The sequence below is a fragment of the Streptomyces sp. NPDC014991 genome (assembly GCF_043080665.1).
GTDB lineage: Bacteria > Actinomycetota > Actinomycetes > Streptomycetales > Streptomycetaceae > Streptomyces.
This window is the reverse complement of the sequence record NZ_JBIBVY010000001.1, coordinates 869,464-889,932: the sequence shown is the minus strand read 5'-3', so window position 1 is coordinate 889,932 and position 20,469 is coordinate 869,464. Positions and strand designations below refer to the sequence as shown.

Here is a 20,469-nt window from a genome sequence, read left to right as displayed (position 1 = left end):
TGTCGACGCTCCGCGTCGACGCCCTCCTCCGCCTTGCGATGCACGGCACCAGGACCCGCTCCCTGATCCGGCCTGATCCGAACGAAAGACCCTAGTTCCGGCGGCGGAGAGATCGGGGACCAGACCCGTACAACCCTTCTGCCGCCCGGCATGTCGAACCTGTTGTCAGAACCCCGGGGAGGGAACCCGGGGGGGATTCGGGGGTTCTGGCTCGGGGGGAGAGCCGAGGGGGCGCGTTCCGGCCGAAGGGCCGGGGGCGCCCCCTCGAGACGTTCCGGGGGCGGGGAGCCTAGAAGAACACCCCGCAGCGCAGCAGCACGTTGGCGTACGGCCGGGCCTCGCCGGTGCGGACCACCAGACGGGCACCCGCCGACAGCTCCTTCAGCCGCTCGTGCGGGACCAGGGCAAGGCCGGGGAGGCTGGACTCCAGCAGCGCCGTCGCCGCCGGGTTGGCCGCCCGGACCTCCTCCGCCGCCGTCGCGCCCTCCACCACCAGTTCGGCCAGCAGGCCGTCCAGGACCTGCGCGAACGACGGGACGCCGGCGCGGAAGGCGAGGTCCACCACCCGGGGCCCGGGCGGGATGGGCATGCCCGCGTCGCACACCAGCACCCCGTCCCCGTGCCCCAGTTCGGCCAGCGCACCGGACAGATGGCGGTTGAGGATGCCGGCCTTCTTCACAGGGCCTCGACCTCCGCCGCCGTGGGGTACGACTCCTGCGCGCCCCGCCGTGTCACGGCCGCCGCGCCGACCCGGGCCGCGTAGGCCGCCGCCTCGGCCAGTGCGGCACCCGTGCCGAGCTTCCAGGCCAGGGCCGCGGTGAAGGCGTCCCCCGCGCCGGTCGTGTCCACCGCGTCCACCCGCACCGACGGCACCCGCGTCACCCCGGAGCGGTCGCACACCAGCGCCCCTTCCGCGCCCAGCGTCACCACCACCGAGCGCGGTCCCTTGGCCAGCAGCAGCCGGGCCCAGTCCGCGGGTTCCTCGCTCACGCAGGCGTCGCCGAGGACCACCCGCGCCTCGTGCTCGTTGACGATGAGCGGGTCGCAGGCCGTCAGCACCTCCGTGGGCAGTGCACGCGGGGGAGAGGGGTTCAGCACGAAGCGGCTGCCCGGCGCCAGGCCGCGTACCACCTCCACGACCGTCTCCAGCGGGATCTCCAGCTGCGCCGACACCACCCGGGACGCGTGGAAGAGGCTCGTGGCCGCGCGGACGTCCGCGGGCGTGAGACGGGAGTTGGCGCCCGGCGACACCACGATGCTGTTGTCCCCGGACGGGTCGACGGTGATGAGCGCGACACCCGTGGGGGCGCCGCCCACCAGGACACCCACCGTGTCGACCCCGGCCGTCAGCAGGGAGTCGAGCAGCAGCCGGCCGTGCCCGTCGTCACCGACCCGCGCCAGCAGGGCCGTACCGGCGCCGAGCCGGGCGGCGGCGACCGCCTGGTTGGCGCCCTTGCCGCCCGGGTGGACGGCGAGGTCGCCGCCGAGCACCGTCTCGCCGGCGGCCGGCCGCCGCTCGACCCCGATCACCAGGTCGGCGTTGGCCGATCCCACGACCAGGAGGTCGTAGTCGTACATCTGTTGACTCCCCTGAGTATGGCTGCCGGACGGACGGCCGCGCCCGGGCTGCCCGCCCGTCACGGCCGTCCGCTCCCGCGTCCGTGTCAGCCGCCGAAGCCGGCCACGTTGTCCTTCGTGACCACCTTCACCGGCACCTTCACCGTCGGTTCCACCTTCTTGCCCTGAACCGCCTTCAGCGCGTTGTCCACAGCCGTCCTCCCCAACTGGGCCGGCTGCTGGGCGACCGACGCGTACAGCGTGCCGTCCTTGACCGCGGTCAGCCCGTCCGGGGTGCCGTCGAAGCCGACGACCTGCACGGACCGGCCGGCCCTGGAACCGAGCGCCTTGATCGCACCGAGGGCCATCTCGTCGTTCGCGGCGACGACACCCTGCACGTCGGGGTGCGCCTGGAGCAGGTTCGACATCACGTCCAGGCCCTTGGTGCGGTCGAAGTCGGCGGGCTGCTGGGCCAGTACCCGGATGCCGGGGTAGGCCTTGAGGCCGTTGGCGAAGCCCTGCGCGCGTTCCCGGGCCGCGGAGGTGCCCGCCTGGCCCTGGAGGATCACGATCCTGCCCCTGCCGCCGAGCTTCTCGGCGATCGTCTTCGCGGCCAGCTCACCGCCGGCGACGTTGTCGGAGGCCACCAGGGCGTCGACGGACGCCTTGTTGACGCCCCGGTCGACGGCGATCACCGGGATCCCCGCCCGGTCGGCGGCCTTGACCGCGTTGCCGGCCGCGTCCGAGTCCACCGGGTTGACGATGACCGCCCCCAGCCGCGAACTGGTGAAGTTCTGCAACTGGTTGGCCTGCTGGGAGGCGTCGTTCTGGGCGTCGGTGACGGTGAGGTCGATGCCCAGCCTCTTCGCCTCGGCCTGGGCGCCCGCCCGGATCTGCACGAAGAAGGGGTTGTTGAGCGTCGACAGGGACAGGCCCATCCTCGGCGCCGTCGCGGAGGAGGAGCCGCCGTGCAGGAAGGAGGTCGCGCCGACCACCGCCACGGTCACCACGGCCGCGAGCCCGTACGTCGCCGCCTGCCTGCCCTTCGGCCCGCCCGTGCCGGCGGCCACCGGGGTCGCCCCGGCCTTGCGGCGCACGGTGTCCAGCAGCACCGCCAGCGCTATCACGACACCGATCACGACCTGCTGCCAGAACGCCGACACCGACAGCAGGTTCAGGCCGTTGCGCAGCACCGCGAGGATCAGCGCGCCGATCAGCGTGCCGGACGCCTTGCCGGTGCCGCCCGCCAGGGAGGCGCCGCCGATGACGACCGCGGCGATGGCGTCCAGCTCGTAGCCGTCGGCGGCCTGCGGCTGCGCCGAGGACAGCCGGGAGGCCAGCACGACGCCGGCGACCGCGGCGAACACCCCGGACAGGGCGTAGATCGCGAGCTTCTGCCGCCGCACCCGCAGACCCGACAGCCGCGCCGCCTCCTCGTTGCCGCCGATGGCGTACATCGACCGGCCGATGTACGTCCGCCCGAGCACCAGCGCGGCGATCAGCCCCATCACCACCATGACCAGTACCGGCACCGGCAGCCAGCCGCCGAGGGTGTCGCCGAGGTGGGACACCGAGCCGGGGAAGGGGATGGGGGAGCCCTGCGAGATGACCAGGGCGAGACCGCGGCCCACCGACAGCATGGCCAGCGTCGCGATGAACGGCGGCAGCTTGCCGTAGGCGATGAGGAAACCGTTCACCAGCCCGGCGACGACGCCGGTGGCGACGGCGAGGACGACCGCGAGGACCACCGGCACGCCGTGCTGCGTCGCGCTCCAGGCCAGCACGGTGGCCGACAGCGCGGCCACCGAGCCGACGGAGAGGTCGATGCCCGCGGAGACGATCACGAAGGTCACACCGAAGGCGAGGACCGCCGTGACGGCCGCCTGGACACCGATGTTCAGCAGGTTGTCCGTCGTCAGGAAGTCGCCGGACAGCGCCGACAGGGCGATGACGAGGACGATCAGCGCGGTGAGCGCGCCGTTGTCGAGGAGCAGCCGGCGCAGGCCGCCCGGGGCGCTGCTCGCGCCCGTCGTGCTTCTGAGCGTGTCAGTGGCCACGGGTGGCCTCCTTCTCGGTCTCGGTGGTGGGGGTGGAGACGGCGAGCGCCATGACGGCGTCCTGGGTGGCCTCGCCGGCGGCGAGTTCACCGGCGATCCGGCCCTGGGCCATGACCAGCACCCGGTCGCTCATGCCGAGCACCTCCGGCAGGTCACTGGAGATCATCAGGACGGCGGCCCCGGCGGCCGTCAGTTCGTTGATCAGCTGGTAGATCTCGACCTTCGCGCCGACGTCGATACCGCGCGTCGGCTCGTCGAGGATCAGCACCCGGGTGTCGGCCAGCAGCCACTTGCCGATGACGACCTTCTGCTGGTTGCCGCCGGACAGGGTCCGCACCTGCTGCCCGAGCCCGGCCATCCGCACGCCCAGTTGCCCGGCGATCCGCCCGGCCGCCGCGTGCTGCGCCTTGCGGTCCACCAGCCCGGCCCGGGTGGCGGCGCGCAGCGTCACCAGCCCGAGGTTCTCCTCGACGGAGGCGTCCAGCACCAGCCCCTGCCCCTTGCGGTCCTCCGGCACGAGCCCGATCCCGGCCGCCATCGCCGCGTTCACGTCGTGCCGCCTGAGCCGCCCGCCCGACACCCGCACCACCCCGTGGTCGTAGGGGTCGGCACCGAACACCGCCCGCACGACCTCCGTCCGGCCGGCCCCCACGAGCCCCGCGACGCCGACGACCTCGCCGGCGTGCACCTCGAAGCTCACGTCGTGGAAGACCCCGTCACGGGTGAGCCCCTCGACGGACAGCAGCGGGGCGCCCCGCTCGGGCCGTTCCCGCGGATACTGCTGCTCGATGGACCGCCCCACCATCAGCCGTACGAGTTCGTCCTCGGCCGTGGAGGCGGGCACCTGCCCGACGCTCCTGCCGTCCCGGATGACGGTGACCCGGTCCCCCAGGGCGGCGATCTCCTCCAGGTGGTGGGTGATGAACACGATGCCGACGCCGTCCGCGCGCAGCGAGCGCACGATGGCGAACAGCTTCTCCACCTCCTCGGAGGTGAGCACGGCGGTCGGTTCGTCCATGACGAGCACGCGCGCGTCGACGCTGAGCGCCTTGGCGATCTCGACCATCTGGAGCCGCGCGATACCGAGGTCCCGCACGCGTGCGTGGGGCGACACGTCGACGCCCACCCGCTCCAGCAGTTCCCCGGCCCGGGCCTCCATCCGCTTCCGGTCGATCATCCCGAAGCGGCGCGGCTGCCGCCCCAGGAAGATGTTCTCGGCCACGGTCAGGTCCGGGACCAGGTTGAACTCCTGGTAGATGGTGGCGATCCCGAGCCGCTCGGCGTCCTGGGCGCTCTGGATGCGCACCTCCCGGCCGCCGACGTGGATCCGGCCCGCGTCGGGCGTGTAGGCGCCGGAGAGCATTTTGATGAGCGTGCTCTTGCCGGCGCCGTTCTCACCGAGCAGCACATGGACCTCGCCCCGGCGCAGGTCGAAGTCGACGCCGTCGAGCGCGACCACGCCGGGGAAGGTCTTGCGTATGCCCTCGATGCGCAGCAACTCGTCCGGGTTGCTCACGACGTGCTCCTTCGCACTGGGGAGGGGGACTGTGGGGGCTGGGCCGGCGCACCGCAGGAGCGGCGCACGACGAGCCGGGCGGGCAGGGTGACGGACCGGGGGGCGCGCCCCTCGATCCGGTCGGCCAGCGCCTGTACGGCGGCGCGCCCCAGCTCACCGGTCGGCTGGGCGATCGCGGTCACCGGCGGGTCGGTGTGCACGAACCACGGGATGTCGTCGAACGCGGCCAGCGCGATGTCGTCGGGCACGCGCAGCCCACGTGCGCGTACCGCGTCCAGCGCGCCGAGCGCCATCAGGTTGTCGGCCGCGAAGACGACCTCCGGCGGATCGGGAAGATCCAGGAACTTCTCGGTCACCCGTCGCCCGCTCTCCGCCTGGAAGTCGCCCTGGCCGATGTAGGCGTCCGGGAGCGGAACCCCGTACTCGGCGAGGGCGGCCCGGAAGGCCTCGACCCGCTCACTGCCGGTCGTGGTGGCCGCCGGTCCCGCGATGATCGCGAGCCGCCGGTGCCCGAGCCCGTACAGATGCGCCACGAGGTCCCGTACGGCCGCCCGCCCGTCGGCCCGGACGACGGGCACGTCCACGCCGGGGATCCACCGGTCGACGAACACCATCGGGGTCCCCGCGCGTACGGCGTCCAGCATCAGCGGCGACCCTCCGTCGGTCGGCGACACGAGGAGCCCGTCGATGCGCCGGTCCAGCAGGTTGCGCACGTGGTGGTCCTGCAGCTCGGGCCGCTCGTCGGCGTTGCCGATGATCACGCTGTAGCCGAGCGCGCGGGCCTCCTCCTCGACGGAACGGGCCAGCTCGGTGAAGTACGGGTTCAGCACGTCGCTGATCACCAGCCCGAGGGTGTGGGTCTGGTCGGTCCGCAGGGACCGGGCGACGGCGTTGGGCCGGTACCCGAGGGCGTCGACGGCGGTCAGCACCCGCGCCCGTGCGTCCGCGCTGACCGACGGGTGCGCGTTCAGCACCCGCGACACCGTGGCCACGGACACCCCGGCCGCGGCGGCGACATCCTTGATGCTCGCCATGAGCCGCCTCCACCTCCTCGTGGAATCGTTTACACGACTGTTGTGGGGAGCATTGGAATCGATTACACGACCGAGGAGCAAGGGGGTGGGGATGGCCGAAACCCAATCGTGACCAGCCCGGCCGGGAGCGCGGGAGGATCGTCACAGGGGTACGCCGGCCTCCCGCGGGTACGCGGGCTCAGGCCCCTCCCGGTGAGGACGCCCGACCCGGTACGCGACACAGAGGGAGATGACATGAGGCTCAGCCGGCCGGCCCTGGCGCTGTCCCGGTGCGCCACGGAAGTGCTGGGCGGACGCTACCGACTGGACGCGGTCATCGGCTCGGGCGGCGCGGGCGACGTCCACCGCGGCTACGACCTGCGTCTCAAACGGCCGGTGGCGGTCAAGGTCTTCCGCACCGACGCCGACATCGACATGGAGGACCGCCTCGACAGCGAGGCCGTGATCCTGGCCCGGCTGCACCATCCCGGCCTGGTCGCCGTCTACGACGCCGGACGGCACAACGGCCGCGCCTACCTGGTCATGCAGCTGATCGAAGGCCCCACGCTGAAGGAGCGCATCACCGCGGGCCCCCTGGCCCCCGCCGAGACCGCCGCGCTCGGTGCCGATCTCGCCCTGGCCCTGTCCCACGCGCACGATGCGGGGGTCGTCCACCGCGACGTGAAGCCCTCGAACATCATCCTGGACGCGTCCGGGCACCCCCATCTGACCGATTTCGGCATCTCCCGGCTGCTCGACGCCACCACCCGCACCGCGACCGGCACCCTCATCGGCACGGCCGCCTACCTGTCGCCCGAGCAGGTGCTCGGTCAGTCCGTCGGCCCGGCCGCCGATGTCTACGCCCTCGGACTGGTCCTCCTGGAGTGCCTCACCAGCAGGCTCGAATACGACGGTGGCCCCCTGGAGGCCGCGATCGCGCGACTCCACCGCCCGCCCGAGCTGCCCGACGGTCTGCCGGACGAACTCACCTCCCTGCTGCGGGACATGACCGCGCTGGAGGCGCAGGACCGGCCGTCGGCACGCGACTGCGCCGGAACACTGGCCGCCGTCGCCGAGACGGCCTCCCCGCAGCCCGTTCTCGCCCCGGCCGACGTCACGAGCATGGTCGCCCGGGAGGCACCGGCGGCGGCCGACGTCACGCACCCGCATCCGTCGCACGCCGGAGGCACGGCCGCGCGCAGAGCCGTGCCCGCGCGGGGGCGGATCGCGGTGGCCGGCGGGGTGGCCGCGCTCGCCGCTGTCATGGCCGCCGGGTTCACTGTCTCCGACGGCTCCGCGCACCGGGGAAGCGGTGACGCGACCACACGGGCCGCCGGCTCCCCGACCGCGAGGACCGAGCGTCCGGGCGCGTCCCCCGCCGGAAGCGCGCCGGGGTCCACGGCTCCGACGTCCCCCACCCGCGATGCCTCCGCCGTACGGCTCCGTAATGCCGCGCTCGACCGGAGCTTCGACCCTGCCACGAGCCTGAAGCCGGCCGCCGGCGCGAACGTCCCCGGCACCCCGGCCGCCGCTCGGCACTCCACCGCCGCCGGCACACCGGACACACCGGTCACGACGAAGGCCGGCACGGCGACACCGTCCAGGACCGAGTCGCGGCCCGCCGACGTCCACGCCGACAAGCCGGCCAAGCCCGGCAAGCCCGACAAGTCAGCTAAGCCCGGTAAGTCGGACAAGCCGGAGAAGGCCGAGAAGGGCAAGGAGAAACCGGGGAAGCCGGGGAAGGGGAAGAAGAAGTAACCCGCCTCACTCCCCGGCGAACAACTCCGCGGCGTCGGTGACCTGTACTGCACGTTGGGCCCACATCCCGAGCTGGTCGAGGTCGGTGCAGGCGTTCACTCGCTCGCGGACGGGGCCGGGCACCGGGATGCCGCGCCATTCCAGGACGTTGAGTACCGTCTGTCGACGTTCCTCGATGCGCCCTTGTTCCAGCCCTTGTTCCAGCCCCTGTTCTCGTCCTTCCTCGCGCACCTGTTCGGCGAGCGGGTGGCGCCAGAAGTACTGGATTGCCGTCATCAGGTCCCTCCACATCTGCTTCGCCTGGGGGTCGGCCAGGCAGGAGTCGACGAACTGCACGAAGACCGCGGCACTGTCGGGGTCGATGGTCCGCAGGGCGGAAGCCAGCGATTCCAGTATGGCGGGCGCCTGGGGGCCACGCCCGTGTGTCATCGCCGAGAGCACCGCCAGGGGTACGTCCCGTTCGGCCTGCCGTTCGTCGGCGATCACCGGCACGTTCTCCGGGCCCAGCACCAGTGGACGTACCGTCAGCGAGTGCCAGTCACGGAAGCCCAGCCGGATCGGCCGGGACGCCCAGCGCGCGGTCGCACTGCTCTGGGTGATGACGATGAGCACGGGCTCGCAGCGGTACTTCTCGTACAGGTACGACAAGTAGTACGGCCAGCTGCCCCGCTTGCGGTCGTCCACCTTCCCCTGGGACTCGACCACGAGGAGGTACGTCCCCTCGTCGGTCTCCGCCCGGAGCAACGTGTCCACCCGGCGTTCGACCGGTTCCTGGAGGCGGGACGGGTCCGGCGGACACGGTGCCGAAGCACATTCCGCTCGGCCCGGACCAGTTGGCGGTGAGCATCCGCCGACGCCGCGCGGGTGCGTCGAGGAGATCGCCGTCGCGCCCGCCGGCCGGGAGAGGGTGACGCTCGCCGCGGGTGTGGAGGTGCTGCCGGTGATCATCCAGGGCCGGCGGATATATTTCGTGTCTCGATATATGCTCGATGCATGACCAGACAGAAGCCGCCCTTGACGGAACCGCAGTACTTCATCCTTGCTGCACTCATGGATGGTCCGTTGCACGGTTACGGCATCATCAAGGCTGCCGAACAGGCCACCGACGGGCGGCTCCGTATCGCTGTCGGCACTCTCTACGGCGCGCTGGAGCGGATGGAGCGGGCCGGGCTGGTGGCCGCCGGCCATGAGGAGATCGTGGACGGGCGGGCGCGGCGCTACTACCGGCTCACCGAGGACGGCACCGAGGCGCTCGGCCGGGAGGCGCTGCGGATGCAGCAGGCGGCGGCCGTCGTCATCGGACACTCGCGGGATGCCGGAGCGGCCCCGGCGTGAATCGTCTGCTGCTTGCGGCCTATCCCGAGCCCTACCGTTCCCGGCAGGGAGAGGAGGTGCTGGCCTGCCTGGCCGAGGCGTATCCCGGCCGCTCCTGGCCCCCGCCGCGGGAAGTTGCCGCCCTGGTGCGCGCCGGGGTGCAGGCCCGCGCCCGTGCCGTCGTCGACGACACGGCCCGGCCGTGGTGGCTGGACGGCATCCATCTGGCCGCCCTGGCCCTCGCCACGCTGGCGCTGGTTCCGTACTTGCAGGATGTGTGGCACTGGGCACTGCACATCGATCCCGGACAGCACGCCATCGCCTTCCACTTCTCCGGCTGGTACCCGTGGGCCGAAGGTCCCACGCGGATACGGCTGCTGCCCTACGGGCTGCTCCCGCTGGGCTGCCTGATCGCCCTGCTGCGCGGCAGACCGCGGATCGCGCTGCCGGCCGCGGCAGCCATGATCTGGGCCGGCGCCACGTCCCACGGCCGCACCCTCTTCGGCGACGAGGGCAAGGCGGGCCTGGGCTACTACGGTCTCGGCGCCCCGATAACGGCCCGTGACCTGGTGCTGTCGGGGGCACTGTGCGCCGCGTGCGCCGTGCTGGCGCTCTGCCGTCCCAGCCGTCTGCGACGCCGCTCGTACCGCTGGCTGGCCCCCGTCGTGCTCGCCATGTTCGTGGCCGGGGGCCTGCACATCATCTCCGTCAGCCCGGCTTTCCAGCGCGGTTTGTTCGTCCTCGAAGTCGCCGCGCTGATCGCCGCGTGGGTGGCGACGGCCGCCACCGGAGACCACCGGTGGCTGATCCCCGTCGCGGCGTTCGCGATCGTCCGCATGCAGGCGATCGTCGTCCGGCCGGACGCGTTCATGCAGTCCTTTCCGGACCTGGTCGTCCTCATCCTGCTGATCGCACCTCTCCCCACCCTGGCGATCGCCGCCCAGCGCCGACAGGGGCAGGCACTCGCCGAATAGGAGCGGACCCCCGGTGGGCCGGCCGAGCCCGGCGGCCCACGTCGTGCCGGAAGGCGTGCGTGACCGAACTTTCCCCAACGGAAGAAACAGAGCGATGACTCAGCACGATTCTCAGTCCCTGCCCGCGCACCGTCCGGGGGCCTCGATGCAGGCCCCCGAGGCCCCCGACGACCCCAGCCCGTCGCGTAGGACACGGCCGTGGATGCCGGCTCTGCTGTACACGCTGGGGTTCCTTACGGTCTACCTGCTCGCCATCTGCACCCCGTGGGGGCAACGAGCTGAGAACGCCCTGTTTGATCTCGGTGAACAGGGGGGCGAAGAAGCATGGATCTACCCCCTGTCGGGAGCGGTCTACGGCTCGACGCCCCTGCCGCCGATGGAATTGAGCGCCAAGCCCACCCTGATGGTGGGCCTGGCCGTCATTGTGGTCCTCACCCTGGTGCGGCGGTGCTGGCGGCAGGGGTGCGCGGCGCTCGGGGTCGTCATTCTCACGACCGGTGGCAAGGAGGTGCTCAGATCGACCATCCTGCCCCGCCCCGATCTGGTGGGCGCGCCGGAGAATCTCCTTGATCAGGGTTTCCCCAGCGGGCACACGGCCATCCCCGCCGCGCTGACCCTCGCCGCCGTCCTCGTGGTTTCCCCCCGCATCCGCCCCTACGTCGCCACGGCCGGTGTGCTGTGGCTCGCCTGCATCGCCGCCGCCAGCGCGACCATGGGCGGCCACCGGCCCAGCGAAGTGCTGGGAGCCACACTGTTGGCCTGTGCCTGTTACGGCCTCGCAACCTGGCTGCTGCCGCCAGCCGCCGTGCCAGGCGCCACGCGGAGCCCCCGTGCGCTGCCCGCCATCACCCTGACGCTGGCACTGGCCGTCGCCCTCGTTTCCGGCGCACGGAACGACACCCTCACGAGGTCACTGGTCTCCGCGGCGACGGCCTTCACATGTGCGGCCCTGGTCTGGTACGCCGCAGTCGGGCGGCCCGCACACACCGCACGCCGCACACGCCCCGCACTGGACTGACCACCCGGCCGGCTCCGGGCGGGAACCGGCGCATCCTGGCAAAGCGGCGATCCGACGCCAACGCCCAGTCGTAGAAGCCGTCGACGCCCGGGCGGGGATGTGCTATCGCCCGGCGTGTCCTCCCGTAGTCCGGTCAACAGGCCGGTGTCGCCCTGCGCGGGCGCGGGCGCATGGACGAGTTCGGCCCGCTCGACCTCATGCCCCACCCCGGGAAGCAGTGGGCCGAGCGCGGCGGCAAGCACAAGGACCCTGACCGTGAGCCGCGCCGCAGGACTACATCATCTGGCGAAACCGCCATGCCGACGACCGGCACCTACGCGCCGTCGTCGACAGGGCGAACGTTGCCTGATGCGGCACTAGGCCGCCACCAGTTCGCACCACACGTACTTCCCCCGGTCCCCGAACCGGGCCGACGGCTGCCACCCCCAGTACTCCGCGCAGGCCATCACCAGCCCCAGCCCGCGTCCTTCCTCCAGCAGGTCCACGGCCTGCTCCAGCGGTCGGGGTGGCGGAGGCGGCGCGGGGTCCGTGTCCCACGCCCCGATCCACACCAGGCCCTCCGGCGACCGGCGGACCCGCAACGCGGCCGGCCCCTTGGTGTGCCGTACGGCGTTCGACACCAGCTCTGCGGCGAGCAGTTCGGCCGTGTCCACCAGGCCGATCAGCCCGTGCATGGTCAGGATCAGGCGCAGGGTGCGGCGGCAGACGGTGACGGCTCTGAGGTCGTTCGGGATGTAGAGGGTGTAGTCCCAGGTCTCGGTTTCGGGCATGCGTCATCAACTCCGGTGACGGTGCGGGGGTTTGTGCGTCGCGGTGGCATGCCGCGGCCGCCGTGGCAGGGCGGGGCGGTGCGCTTCCGTTGCGTGTGCGATGCGTCACCGACAGTAGGGCTAATTGTTTAAACGCCGCAAGCCGGTCGCGTAATGTGACGCCGAACGAGTCGTGCCCACGTACGCGTTGGGAGGAGCCGGCGATGGCGTTGAGGAGTGAGCCGACCGCCCGTCAGTTGCGGCTGGCGGTCGAGCTGCGCAGGCTCCGCGAGGCGGCGGGACTCACGGCCCGGGAAGCCGCCGGGCTGCTCGGAGTGACCGCCCCGGTCATCAGCCAGATCGAGTCCGGTATCGCGGGCGTCAGCGAGAAGCGGCTGCGTCGTCTCGCATCGCACTACGACTGCACGGACGCGGAGTTCGTCGAGGCCCTGGCTGCCATGGCCGCCGAGCGTACGCGCGGCTGGTGGGAGGAGTACCGGGGCCTCCTGCCCACGGCGTTCCTGGATCTGGCGGAGCTGGAGCACCACGCCGGGTTCCTCCGGGAGGTCGCGCTGCTTTTCGTGCCGGGCCTGTTGCAGACCGAGGAGTACGCACGCGCAGTCTTCTCGGCCCGCGTACCGGCGCTGACGGCCGAGGAACTGGAGTTGCGCATCCAGCACCGCATGAGACGCCAGCAGACCGCCTTCCCGTACGAGGCGGTGATCCACGAGGCGGCGCTGCGCATCAGAGTCAGTGATCGCGCCGCCTCGAAGGCGCAACTCGCCCGTCTGCTGGAACTCTCCGACATGGACCACATCACCGTGCGGGTCATCCCCTTCGACCTGGACGGCTTTGCGAGCGCCTCGAGCGCCATGACCTACGCGGGCGGTCCGCTGCCCAGGCTGGACACGGTGGTGCGGGACGCGCCGCACGGCTCGGTCTTCGTCGATTCGGAGGCACAACTCGCGGCCTATCGAACGCGCTTCCGTAAAGTGGAGGCCGTATCGCTGGGGCCCGACCGGTCGCGCGACTTCCTGCACGTGCTGGCGAAGGAGCTGTGAGGCATCCCATGACCACCCCTGAGAACTGGCGCAAGTCGTCCCACTCCGGCGAGGGTGACGGCAACGCCTGCGTCGAGATCGCGAGTTCCCCCACCCGCATAGCCGTCCGTGACTCGAAGGACCCCGCCCGGGCCACCCTCACCTTCCCCGTCTCCGCCTTCGTCACGTTCCTCGACGGGTTGAAGGACTCCTGACCCCTCAGAACAGGAAGACCACGGCGAGGGCGATCAGCGTGCCCAGGGCTATGAGACCGCCGAAGAGGCCCGCGGCCAGGGCTGCCTTGGCGCTGGTGGGGCGGATCTCGCGCCAGCCCAGTTCCCGGGCCACGCCCCGGATCAGGCGGTGGCCGGCGGCGGACGAGAAGTAGTGGCGCTGGGTGCCGTCGAGGCTGCGGCTCCAGGTGACGTACACGTTGCGGCCGGAGGACACCGTCTTGCTCGTGCGCACTCCGCCGAGACCGGCCTCGTACTCGACGGTGCGGACGATGTCCGTCATCAGGAAGCGCCTGTCCCGCGGGTGCAGCACGACCCGGTAGGTGTGCACCTGGCTGACCCTCCGCACGGTCAGCGCCTCCCGCGACTGCGGGGTGTCGACGTCCACGATCAGGTCGAAGCCCGGCTCGGTCCGGCGTAGCCGGTACCGCGTGTCCGCGGTGGCGGCCACGATGCGCTGGTAGAACTCCTGGCGGGCGTCTGGGGTACCGGTGTCGATCACGGGCAGGCACAGTAACAGTGCGCCGCTGTCACACCTCACCGGTACCGTCGGATCATGTCCAATCAGGCGGGGAACCCCACGGGTGAGCGGCGTCTCGCCGTGCTCGAAGGCGTGCTGGAGCGCGTCACGTACGCCAATGAGGAGAACGGCTACACGGTCGCCCGGGTCGACACCGGCCGAGGCGCCGGGGAGCTGCTCACCGTCGTCGGCGCGCTGCTCGGGGCCCAGGTGGGGGAGTCCCTGCGCATGGAGGGGCGCTGGGGGTCGCATCCGCAGTACGGCAAGCAGTTCCATGTGGAGAACTACACGACCGTGCTGCCCGCCACCGTCCAGGGCATCCGGCGTTATCTGGGCTCCGGGCTGGTCAAGGGGATCGGGCCGGTCTTCGCCGACCGGATCACCCAGCACTTCGGGGTGGACACGCTGCGGGTCATCGAGGAGGAGCCGAAGCGGCTCATCGAGGTGCCTGGGCTCGGGCCCAAGCGGACCGGGAAGATCGCCGACGCCTGGGAGGAGCAGAAGGCGATCAAGGAGGTCATGCTCTTCCTCCAGACCGTGGAGGTGTCCACCTCCATCGCCGTGCGGATCTACAAGAAGTACGGCGACGCGTCGATCTCCGTGGTGAAGGACCACCCCTACCGGCTCGCCTCCGACGTGTGGGGCATCGGCTTCCTCACCGCCGACAAGATCGCCCAGTCGGTCGGCATCCCGCACGACAGCCCGGAGAGGGTCAAGGCCGGTCTGCAGTACGCGCTGTCGCAGTCCGCCGACCAGGGGCACTGCTTCCTGCCGGAGGAGCGGCTGATCGCCGACGCCGTGAAGCTCCTCCAGGTCGACACGGGGCTGGTCATCGAGTGCCTCGCGGAGCTGGGGCGGGCGCCGGAGGAGGGCGCCGATCCGGGGGTCGTACGGGAGCGGGTGCCCGGACCCGACGGTGATCCGGAGCCCGTCAACGCGGTCTACCTGGTGCCCTTCCACCGGGCGGAACTGTCCCTGTCCGCACAGCTGCTGCGGCTGCTGCGGACGGACCAGGACCGGATGTCCGCCTTCCGGGGCGTCGAGTGGGGCAAGGCCCTGGCCTGGCTGGCGTCGCGCACCGGCGCCGACCTGGCGCCCGAGCAGGAGGCCGCCGTCCGGCTCGCGCTGACCGAGAAGGTGGCCGTGCTGACCGGCGGGCCGGGGTGCGGCAAGTCGTTCACCGTCCGCTCGATCGTGGAGCTGGCCCGGGCCAAGCGCGCCAAGGTGCTGCTGGCCGCCCCGACCGGCCGGGCCGCCAAACGGCTGGCCGAGCTGACGGGGACCGAGGCCTCGACCGTGCACCGGCTGCTGGAGCTGAAGCCGGGGGGCGACGCGGCCTATGACCGGGACCGGCCGCTGGACGCCGACCTGGTCGTCGTGGACGAGGCGTCCATGCTGGACCTGCTGCTCGCCAACAAGCTGGTGAAGGCCGTGCCGCCCGGCGCCCATCTGCTCTTCGTCGGGGACGTGGACCAGTTGCCGAGCGTGGGTGCCGGGGAGGTCCTGCGTGATCTCCTCGCCGACGGCAGCCCCGTCCCGGCCGTCCGGCTCACCCGGGTCTTCCGGCAGGCCCAGCAGTCGGGCGTGGTCACCAACGCGCACCGGATCAACGCCGGGCAGCAGCCGCTCACCGACGGCCTGAAGGACTTCTTCCTCTTCGTCGAGGACGACACCGAGGCCGCCGGCCGGCTCACCGTGGACGTGGCGGCGCGGCGGATTCCGGCCAGGTTCGGGCTGGACCCGCGCCGGGACGTGCAGGTGCTCGCGCCGATGCACCGGGGGCCGGCCGGCGCGGGGGCGCTGAACGGGCTGTTGCAGCAGGCCATCACGCCGGGGCGGCCCGATCTGGCGGAGAAGCGGTTCGGCGGCAGGGTCTTCCGCGTCGGCGACAAGGTCACCCAGGTCCGCAACAACTACGAGAAGGGGAAGAACGGCGTCTTCAATGGAACCGTGGGTGTCGTCACCTCCCTCGACCCGGTCGACCAGCGCCTGACGGTGCTGACGGACGAGGACGAGGAGGTGCCGTACGAGTTCGACGAACTGGACGAACTGGCTCACGCCTACGCGGTCACCATCCACCGCTCGCAGGGGAGCGAATACCCCGCCGTGGTGATTCCCGTCACCAGCGGGGCATGGATGATGCTCCAGCGCAACCTCCTGTACACGGCGGTCACTCGGGCGAAGCGGCTGGTCGTCCTCGTCGGTTCGCGCCGGGCCATCGGGCAGGCGGTGCGCACGGTGTCGGCCGGACGGCGCTGCACGGCCCTGGACCACCGACTCCTCGGAAAAAAAATGATCGATCAAATGAGTCATGAAGGTCACAGAGCACTTCCGGATGCCCCGTGGAGGGGGCAGGATGAGCAGGTTGACGGCACTGAGTGCCGCCGATAGGCCCAATGGTCGACCCCGAGTGCACTCTCCTGAGCCAAATGGGGGATGGTAGAGACAGTCAGGGCACCTCGAAGATGAGGCACTACGTCGGTGAGGGAAGACGTGAGCGACAACTCTGTAGTACTGCGGTACGGCGACGGCGAATACACCTACCCGGTGGTCGGCAGCACCGTCGGCGACAAGGGCTTCGACATCGGGAAGCTCCGCGCCCAGACCGGTCTGGTGACTCTGGACAGCGGTTACGGCAACACGGCCGCCTATAAATCCGCCATCACCTACCTCGACGGCGAGGCGGGCATCCTCCGCTACCGCGGTTACCCCATCGAGCAGCTGGCCGAGCGCTCCACCTTCCTCGAGGTGGCGTACCTGCTGATCAACGGCGAACTGCCCACCGTCGACGAGCTGACCACGTTCAAGAACGACATCACGCGGCACACCCTGCTGCACGAGGACGTCAAGAACTTCTACAAGGGCTTCCCGCGCGACGCCCACCCGATGGCCATGCTGTCCTCGGTGGTCTCGGCGCTGTCGACCTTCTACCAGGACAGCCACAACCCGTTCGACGAGAAGCAGCGCGACCTCTCCACGATCCGGCTGCTCGCGAAGCTTCCGACGATCGCGGCGTACGCGTACAAGAAGTCGATCGGCCACCCGTTCGTCTACCCGCGCAACGACCTCGGCTACGTCGAGAACTTCCTGCGCATGACGTTCTCGGTGCCGGCGGACGACTACGAGCCGGACCCGGTCGTGGTCTCCGCGCTGGACAAGCTGCTCATCCTGCACGCCGACCACGAGCAGAACTGTTCGACCTCCACGGTCCGCCTCGTCGGCTCCTCGCAGGCCAACATGTTCGCGTCGATCTCGGCGGGCATCAGCGCCCTGTGGGGCCCGCTGCACGGCGGTGCCAACCAGTCCGTGCTGGAGATGCTGGAGGGTATCCGCGACTCCGGCTCCGGCGTCGACACCTTCATCCGCAAGGTGAAGAACAAGGAGGACGGCGTCCGCCTGATGGGCTTCGGCCACCGGGTCTACAAGAACTTCGACCCGCGCGCCCGCATCATCAAGGCCGCCGCCCACGACGTGCTCTCCGCGCTGGGCAAGGACGACGAGCTGCTCGACATCGCCCTGAAGCTGGAGGAGCACGCGCTGTCCGACGACTACTTCGTCGAGCGCAAGCTGTACCCGAACGTCGACTTCTACACCGGTCTGATCTACCGGGCCATGGGCTTCCCGACCGAGATGTTCACGGTCCTGTTCGCCCTCGGCCGCCTGCCGGGCTGGATCGCCCAGTGGACCGAGATGATCAAGGAGCCGGGTTCCCGCATCGGCCGCCCGCGCCAGATCTACACGGGTGTCGTCGAGCGCGACTTCGTGCCGGTCGAGGAGCGCTGAACCGACCGGGGGGCGGGGCCTGCCGGACCGGTGGGCCCCGCATCACCGGCGACGGGTGAGCGGACAGAGGTCAAGAAGACAGACGGAAGGCGCCCTGGGACGCCGGTCCCCCCACGGGCCGACGACCAGGGCGCCTTCCCATGTCCCGGTGCGGATTCCCCCCACGGGATCCGGCCGGGCGCTCGGAGAGGACAGCGCCTGAAACCGCTGTCTGCGAGCAGGACGGGCACAGCCCGTCCTGCTCCGGTGATGCGGTGCGGTCTGCCGGGACAGCGCACGCTGGGAGGGCCGCTCAAAGCTCCCCGGTGTACGTGCCCCGGCAACGCTCTCCCGCGCTCGCAACTTCGTTCGAGCTGGGAGGTAACCCCACTGAGGAAGTCCCCCAAGACATCCTCAGATGCCGGTCAGCGCCCCCCAAGACGCTGGTCCGACATCGCCAACTTAGACCTTCGAAGCCCTTCGAGGGTTACGTTCACATCACTGTGATGTGCGTCTCTTGCATATGCCCTTTAGGTGCGCAAGAGGCCCGATACGTCGATCGGGTCCCAAGCGTAAGGAAGATGCGCGAGCCTTGTGAAGAGCTTATGTGAGGCACGCGCCGGACTCCAGGGGGAGTCCGTATTCGGTCACGGCAATCTGTGCCGCTTCCTCCGTGCCGCTTCCTTCGCGCCGGCTCACCGGAAGGCCCGCAGCCGCAGGCTGTTGGTCACCACGAAGACCGAGGAGAAGGCCATCGCGGCGCCCGCGATCATCGGGTTGAGCAGACCCGCGGCGGCCAGCGGCAGCGCGGCGACGTTGTAGCCGAAGGCCCACACCAGGTTGCCCTTGATGGTGGCCAGCGTCCTGCGGGAGAGCCGGATCGCGTCGGCGGCCACGCGCAGGTCCCCGCGCACCAGCGTCAGGTCGCCGGCCTCGATCGCCGCGTCGGTGCCGGTGCCCATGGCGAGGCCCAGGTCGGCGGTGGCGAGCGCCGCCGCGTCGTTCACGCCGTCGCCGACCATCGCCACGCACCGGCCCTCGCGCTGGAGCCGCCGTACGACGTCCACCTTGTCCTCGGGCAGCACCTCGGCGTGGACGTCCGCGGAGTCGATGCCGACGGTACGGGCGACCGCCTCGGCGACCGTCCGGTTGTCGCCGGTCAGCAGCACCGGCGTCAGCCCCAGCCCGCGGAGCGCCCGGACCGCCTCGGCGCTGGTCCCCTTGACCGTGTCGGCCACCGCGAGGACTCCGCGGGCCCGCCCGTCCCAGCCGGCAACGACGGCCGTACGGCCCTCCTGCTCGGCCTCGCGTGCCGCGCGTGCCAGCTCCTCGGGGAGGTCGTCGTAGAGGCGGCCCACGGCCACCTCGTGGCCGTCCACGCGCCCGCGTACGCCCCTTCCGGGGACGTTCTCGAAGTGGTCGGCCGCCGGCAGCGCGCCGGCGCGATCCTCGGCGCCCGCGGCGATCGCGCGCGCGACCGGGTGCTCGGAGGCGTGCTCAAGGGCCCCCGCGAGCCGCAGCAGCTCCTTCTCGTCCTCGCCGTCGGCGACGTACACCGCCTGGAGGCTCATCCGGCCGGTGGTGACCGTGCCGGTCTTGTCGAGGACGACCGTGTCGACGCGGCGCGTGGACTCCAGCACTTCGGGGCCCTTGATCAGGATGCCGAGCTGGGCGCCGCGGCCGGTGCCGACCATCAGCGCGGTCGGGGTGGCCAGGCCCAGCGCGCACGGGCAGGCGATGATCAGGACGGCGACGGCGGCCGTGAACGCGGCGGCCGTGTCCCCGGTGACGCCGAGCCACACGCCGAACGTGCCGAGCGCGATGAGGATGACCACGGGCACGAAGACCGCGGAGATCCGGTCGGCGAGCCGCTGCACCTCGGCCTTGCCGTTCTGCGCGTCCTCCACCAGCTTCGCCATCCGGGCGAGCTGGGTGTCCGCGCCGACCCGGGTGGCCTCGACGACCAGCCGCCCGCCCGCGTTGACCGTGGCGCCGGTCACCCGGTCGCCGGGGCCGACGTCCACCGGCACCGACTCGCCGGTCAGCATGGACGCGTCCACCGCGGAGACGCCCTCCGCCACCGTGCCGTCGGTGGCGATCTTCTCGCCGGGCCGTACGACGAACCGGTCACCGACGGCCAGGGAGGACACCGGTACGCGCACCTCGCGGCCGTCGCGCAGGACCGCCACCTCCTTGGCGCCCAGCTCCATCAGGGCCCGCAGGGCGGCACCGGCGCGCCGCTTGGAGCGGGCCTCCAGGTAGCGGCCGAGCAGGATCAGCGCGACGACCCCGGCGGCTACCTCCAGATAGATGGTGGAGGCGCCGTCCATGCGGGAGACGGTGAGGCGGAACTCCTCGTGCGTCCCGGGCATGCCCGCGTCGCCGAGGAACAGGGCCCACAGCGACCACCCGAACGCGGCCAGCGTGCCGACCGAGACGAGCGTGTCCATGGTGGCGGCGCCGTGCCGGACGTTGGTCCACGCGGCCCGGTGGAAGGGGGCGGCGCCCCAGACGACCACGGGCGCGGCGAGCGTCAGCGAGAGCCACTGCCAGTTGTCGAACTGGAGTGCCGGGATCATCGAGAGCAGGACCACGGGGGCCGCGAGCAGCGCCGAGACGAGGAGGCGGTGCCGCAGGGCGCCGAGTTCGGGGTCCCGGCCGGGCGTCCGAGGCCCCGCTCCGGCCTCGGGCGCGGGGTCCGGCGGCGGGGGCTCCTCGGCGGTGTAGCCGGTCTTCTCCACGGTGGCGATCAGGTCGGCGACCTCCACGCCGTCGGCGTAGGCGACCTTGGCCTTCTCGGTGGCGAAGTTGACGGTGGCGCTGACGCCGTCCATCCGGTTGAGCTTCTTCTCCACCCGGGCGGCACAGGAGGCGCAGGTCATCCCGCCGATGAGCAGCTCGATCTCCTGGGCCGCGTCCGCGGGTACGGCTGTCTCTGCGGTGGTGCTGGTCATGTCC

16 protein-coding genes and 2 pseudogenes are annotated in these 20,469 nt (G+C 71.4%); 9 read left to right on the top strand and 9 right to left on the bottom strand.

Going from position 1 to position 20,469, the window contains the following annotated elements; translation table 11 throughout:
• Positions 1–289: 289 nt before the first annotated feature.
• The 5 genes from rbsD to ACF1BE_RS03995 form a co-directional block, all read right to left on the bottom strand.
• Positions 290–679: a D-ribose pyranase gene (gene rbsD / locus ACF1BE_RS04015; RefSeq protein WP_392197380.1), complete on the bottom strand. Its 390-nt coding sequence runs from the start codon at positions 677–679 to the stop codon at positions 290–292.
• Positions 676–1,578 (bottom strand): ribokinase, encoded by a 903-nt coding sequence (locus ACF1BE_RS04010; protein ID WP_392197379.1) that lies wholly within the window; start codon positions 1,576–1,578, stop codon positions 676–678. Before ACF1BE_RS04010 ends, rbsD begins: the two co-directional genes overlap by 4 nt.
• Positions 1,579–1,664: 86 nt before the next feature.
• On the bottom strand, positions 1,665–3,614 hold the full coding sequence (locus ACF1BE_RS04005; protein ID WP_392197378.1) for a substrate-binding domain-containing protein: 1,950 nt from the start codon (positions 3,612–3,614) through the stop codon (positions 1,665–1,667).
• Positions 3,604–5,130: a sugar ABC transporter ATP-binding protein gene (locus ACF1BE_RS04000; protein WP_392197377.1), complete on the bottom strand. Its 1,527-nt coding sequence runs from the start codon at positions 5,128–5,130 to the stop codon at positions 3,604–3,606. The genes ACF1BE_RS04005 and ACF1BE_RS04000 overlap by 11 nt, the downstream gene beginning before the upstream one ends.
• Positions 5,127–6,164 (bottom strand): LacI family DNA-binding transcriptional regulator, encoded by a 1,038-nt coding sequence (locus tag ACF1BE_RS03995; RefSeq protein ID WP_392197376.1) that lies wholly within the window; start codon positions 6,162–6,164, stop codon positions 5,127–5,129. Before ACF1BE_RS03995 ends, ACF1BE_RS04000 begins: the two co-directional genes overlap by 4 nt.
• A 234-nt stretch (positions 6,165–6,398) precedes the next feature.
• Here ACF1BE_RS03995 and ACF1BE_RS03990 point away from each other — a divergent pair, with 234 nt between their 5' ends.
• Complete coding sequence (locus tag ACF1BE_RS03990; RefSeq protein WP_392197375.1) at positions 6,399–7,901, top strand: protein kinase; 1,503 nt, start codon at positions 6,399–6,401, stop codon at positions 7,899–7,901.
• 6 nt (positions 7,902–7,907) lie between these two features.
• Here ACF1BE_RS03990 and ACF1BE_RS03985 read toward each other — a convergent pair.
• Positions 7,908–8,672: pseudogene (locus ACF1BE_RS03985) on the bottom strand (hypothetical protein); the annotation flags it as partial.
• A gap of 222 nt (positions 8,673–8,894) precedes the next feature.
• On the opposite strand from ACF1BE_RS03985, the gene ACF1BE_RS03980 reads away from it, so the two are divergent.
• The 4 genes and pseudogenes from ACF1BE_RS03980 to ACF1BE_RS03965 form a co-directional block, all read left to right on the top strand.
• Positions 8,895–9,236, top strand: coding sequence for a PadR family transcriptional regulator (locus ACF1BE_RS03980; RefSeq protein WP_392197374.1), 342 nt, complete (start codon positions 8,895–8,897; stop codon positions 9,234–9,236).
• On the top strand, positions 9,233–10,189 hold the full coding sequence (locus ACF1BE_RS03975) for a hypothetical protein (RefSeq protein ID WP_392197373.1): 957 nt from the start codon (positions 9,233–9,235) through the stop codon (positions 10,187–10,189). Before ACF1BE_RS03980 ends, ACF1BE_RS03975 begins: the two co-directional genes overlap by 4 nt.
• A gap of 94 nt (positions 10,190–10,283) precedes the next feature.
• The gene (locus tag ACF1BE_RS03970) at positions 10,284–11,207 is read left to right on the top strand and encodes a phosphatase PAP2 family protein (protein ID WP_392197372.1); all 924 of its coding nucleotides are present in this window, start codon (positions 10,284–10,286) and stop codon (positions 11,205–11,207) included.
• A gap of 170 nt (positions 11,208–11,377) precedes the next feature.
• Positions 11,378–11,479, top strand: a pseudogene (locus tag ACF1BE_RS03965) (transposase); the annotation flags it as partial.
• A gap of 84 nt (positions 11,480–11,563) precedes the next feature.
• Here ACF1BE_RS03965 and ACF1BE_RS03960 read toward each other — a convergent pair.
• Positions 11,564–11,977 (bottom strand): ATP-binding protein, encoded by a 414-nt coding sequence (locus ACF1BE_RS03960; RefSeq protein WP_392197371.1) that lies wholly within the window; start codon positions 11,975–11,977, stop codon positions 11,564–11,566.
• 203 nt (positions 11,978–12,180) lie between these two features.
• On the opposite strand from ACF1BE_RS03960, the gene ACF1BE_RS03955 reads away from it, so the two are divergent.
• Positions 12,181–13,017 (top strand): helix-turn-helix domain-containing protein, encoded by an 837-nt coding sequence (locus ACF1BE_RS03955; RefSeq protein WP_392197370.1) that lies wholly within the window; start codon positions 12,181–12,183, stop codon positions 13,015–13,017.
• An 8-nt stretch (positions 13,018–13,025) separates the two neighbouring features.
• Positions 13,026–13,211 carry a DUF397 domain-containing protein gene (locus ACF1BE_RS03950; protein WP_392197369.1) on the top strand — a complete coding sequence of 62 codons (186 nt, stop codon included), beginning with the start codon at positions 13,026–13,028 and terminating at the stop codon, positions 13,209–13,211.
• Positions 13,212–13,215: 4 nt separating this feature from the next.
• On the opposite strand, the gene ACF1BE_RS03945 is transcribed toward ACF1BE_RS03950, so the two are convergent.
• Complete coding sequence (locus ACF1BE_RS03945; protein ID WP_392197368.1) at positions 13,216–13,731, bottom strand: hypothetical protein; 516 nt, start codon at positions 13,729–13,731, stop codon at positions 13,216–13,218.
• Between the two features lie 54 nt (positions 13,732–13,785).
• Here ACF1BE_RS03945 and ACF1BE_RS03940 point away from each other — a divergent pair, with 54 nt between their 5' ends.
• The gene (locus ACF1BE_RS03940; RefSeq protein WP_392197367.1) at positions 13,786–16,140 is read left to right on the top strand and encodes an ATP-dependent RecD-like DNA helicase; all 2,355 of its coding nucleotides are present in this window, start codon (positions 13,786–13,788) and stop codon (positions 16,138–16,140) included.
• A gap of 102 nt (positions 16,141–16,242) precedes the next feature.
• Positions 16,243–17,532 (top strand): citrate synthase, encoded by a 1,290-nt coding sequence (locus ACF1BE_RS03935; protein WP_392197366.1) that lies wholly within the window; start codon positions 16,243–16,245, stop codon positions 17,530–17,532.
• A gap of 674 nt (positions 17,533–18,206) precedes the next feature.
• On the opposite strand, the gene ACF1BE_RS03930 is transcribed toward ACF1BE_RS03935, so the two are convergent.
• On the bottom strand, positions 18,207–20,465 hold the full coding sequence (locus tag ACF1BE_RS03930; protein ID WP_392197365.1) for a heavy metal translocating P-type ATPase: 2,259 nt from the start codon (positions 20,463–20,465) through the stop codon (positions 18,207–18,209).
• Between the last annotated feature and the right edge of the window lie 4 nt (positions 20,466–20,469).

Excerpts from the sequence above, each read along its gene's own strand:
- ACF1BE_RS03930 (WP_392197365.1), bottom strand. The coding sequence starts at position 20,465 with ATGACCAGCACCACCGCAGAGACAGCCGTACCCGCGGACGCGGCCCAG.
- ACF1BE_RS03950 (WP_392197369.1), top strand. The coding sequence starts at position 13,026 with ATGACCACCCCTGAGAACTGGCGCAAGTCGTCCCACTCCGGCGAGGGT.
- ACF1BE_RS03980 (WP_392197374.1), top strand. The coding sequence starts at position 8,895 with ATGACCAGACAGAAGCCGCCCTTGACGGAACCGCAGTACTTCATCCTT.
- ACF1BE_RS03955 (WP_392197370.1), top strand. The coding sequence starts at position 12,181 with ATGGCGTTGAGGAGTGAGCCGACCGCCCGTCAGTTGCGGCTGGCGGTC.
- ACF1BE_RS03995 (WP_392197376.1), bottom strand. The coding sequence starts at position 6,164 with ATGGCGAGCATCAAGGATGTCGCCGCCGCGGCCGGGGTGTCCGTGGCC.
- ACF1BE_RS03940 (WP_392197367.1), top strand. The coding sequence starts at position 13,786 with ATGTCCAATCAGGCGGGGAACCCCACGGGTGAGCGGCGTCTCGCCGTG.
- ACF1BE_RS03960 (WP_392197371.1), bottom strand. The coding sequence starts at position 11,977 with ATGCCCGAAACCGAGACCTGGGACTACACCCTCTACATCCCGAACGAC.
- ACF1BE_RS03990 (WP_392197375.1), top strand. The coding sequence starts at position 6,399 with ATGAGGCTCAGCCGGCCGGCCCTGGCGCTGTCCCGGTGCGCCACGGAA.
- ACF1BE_RS03970 (WP_392197372.1), top strand. The coding sequence starts at position 10,284 with ATGACTCAGCACGATTCTCAGTCCCTGCCCGCGCACCGTCCGGGGGCC.
- ACF1BE_RS04010 (WP_392197379.1), bottom strand. The coding sequence starts at position 1,578 with ATGTACGACTACGACCTCCTGGTCGTGGGATCGGCCAACGCCGACCTG.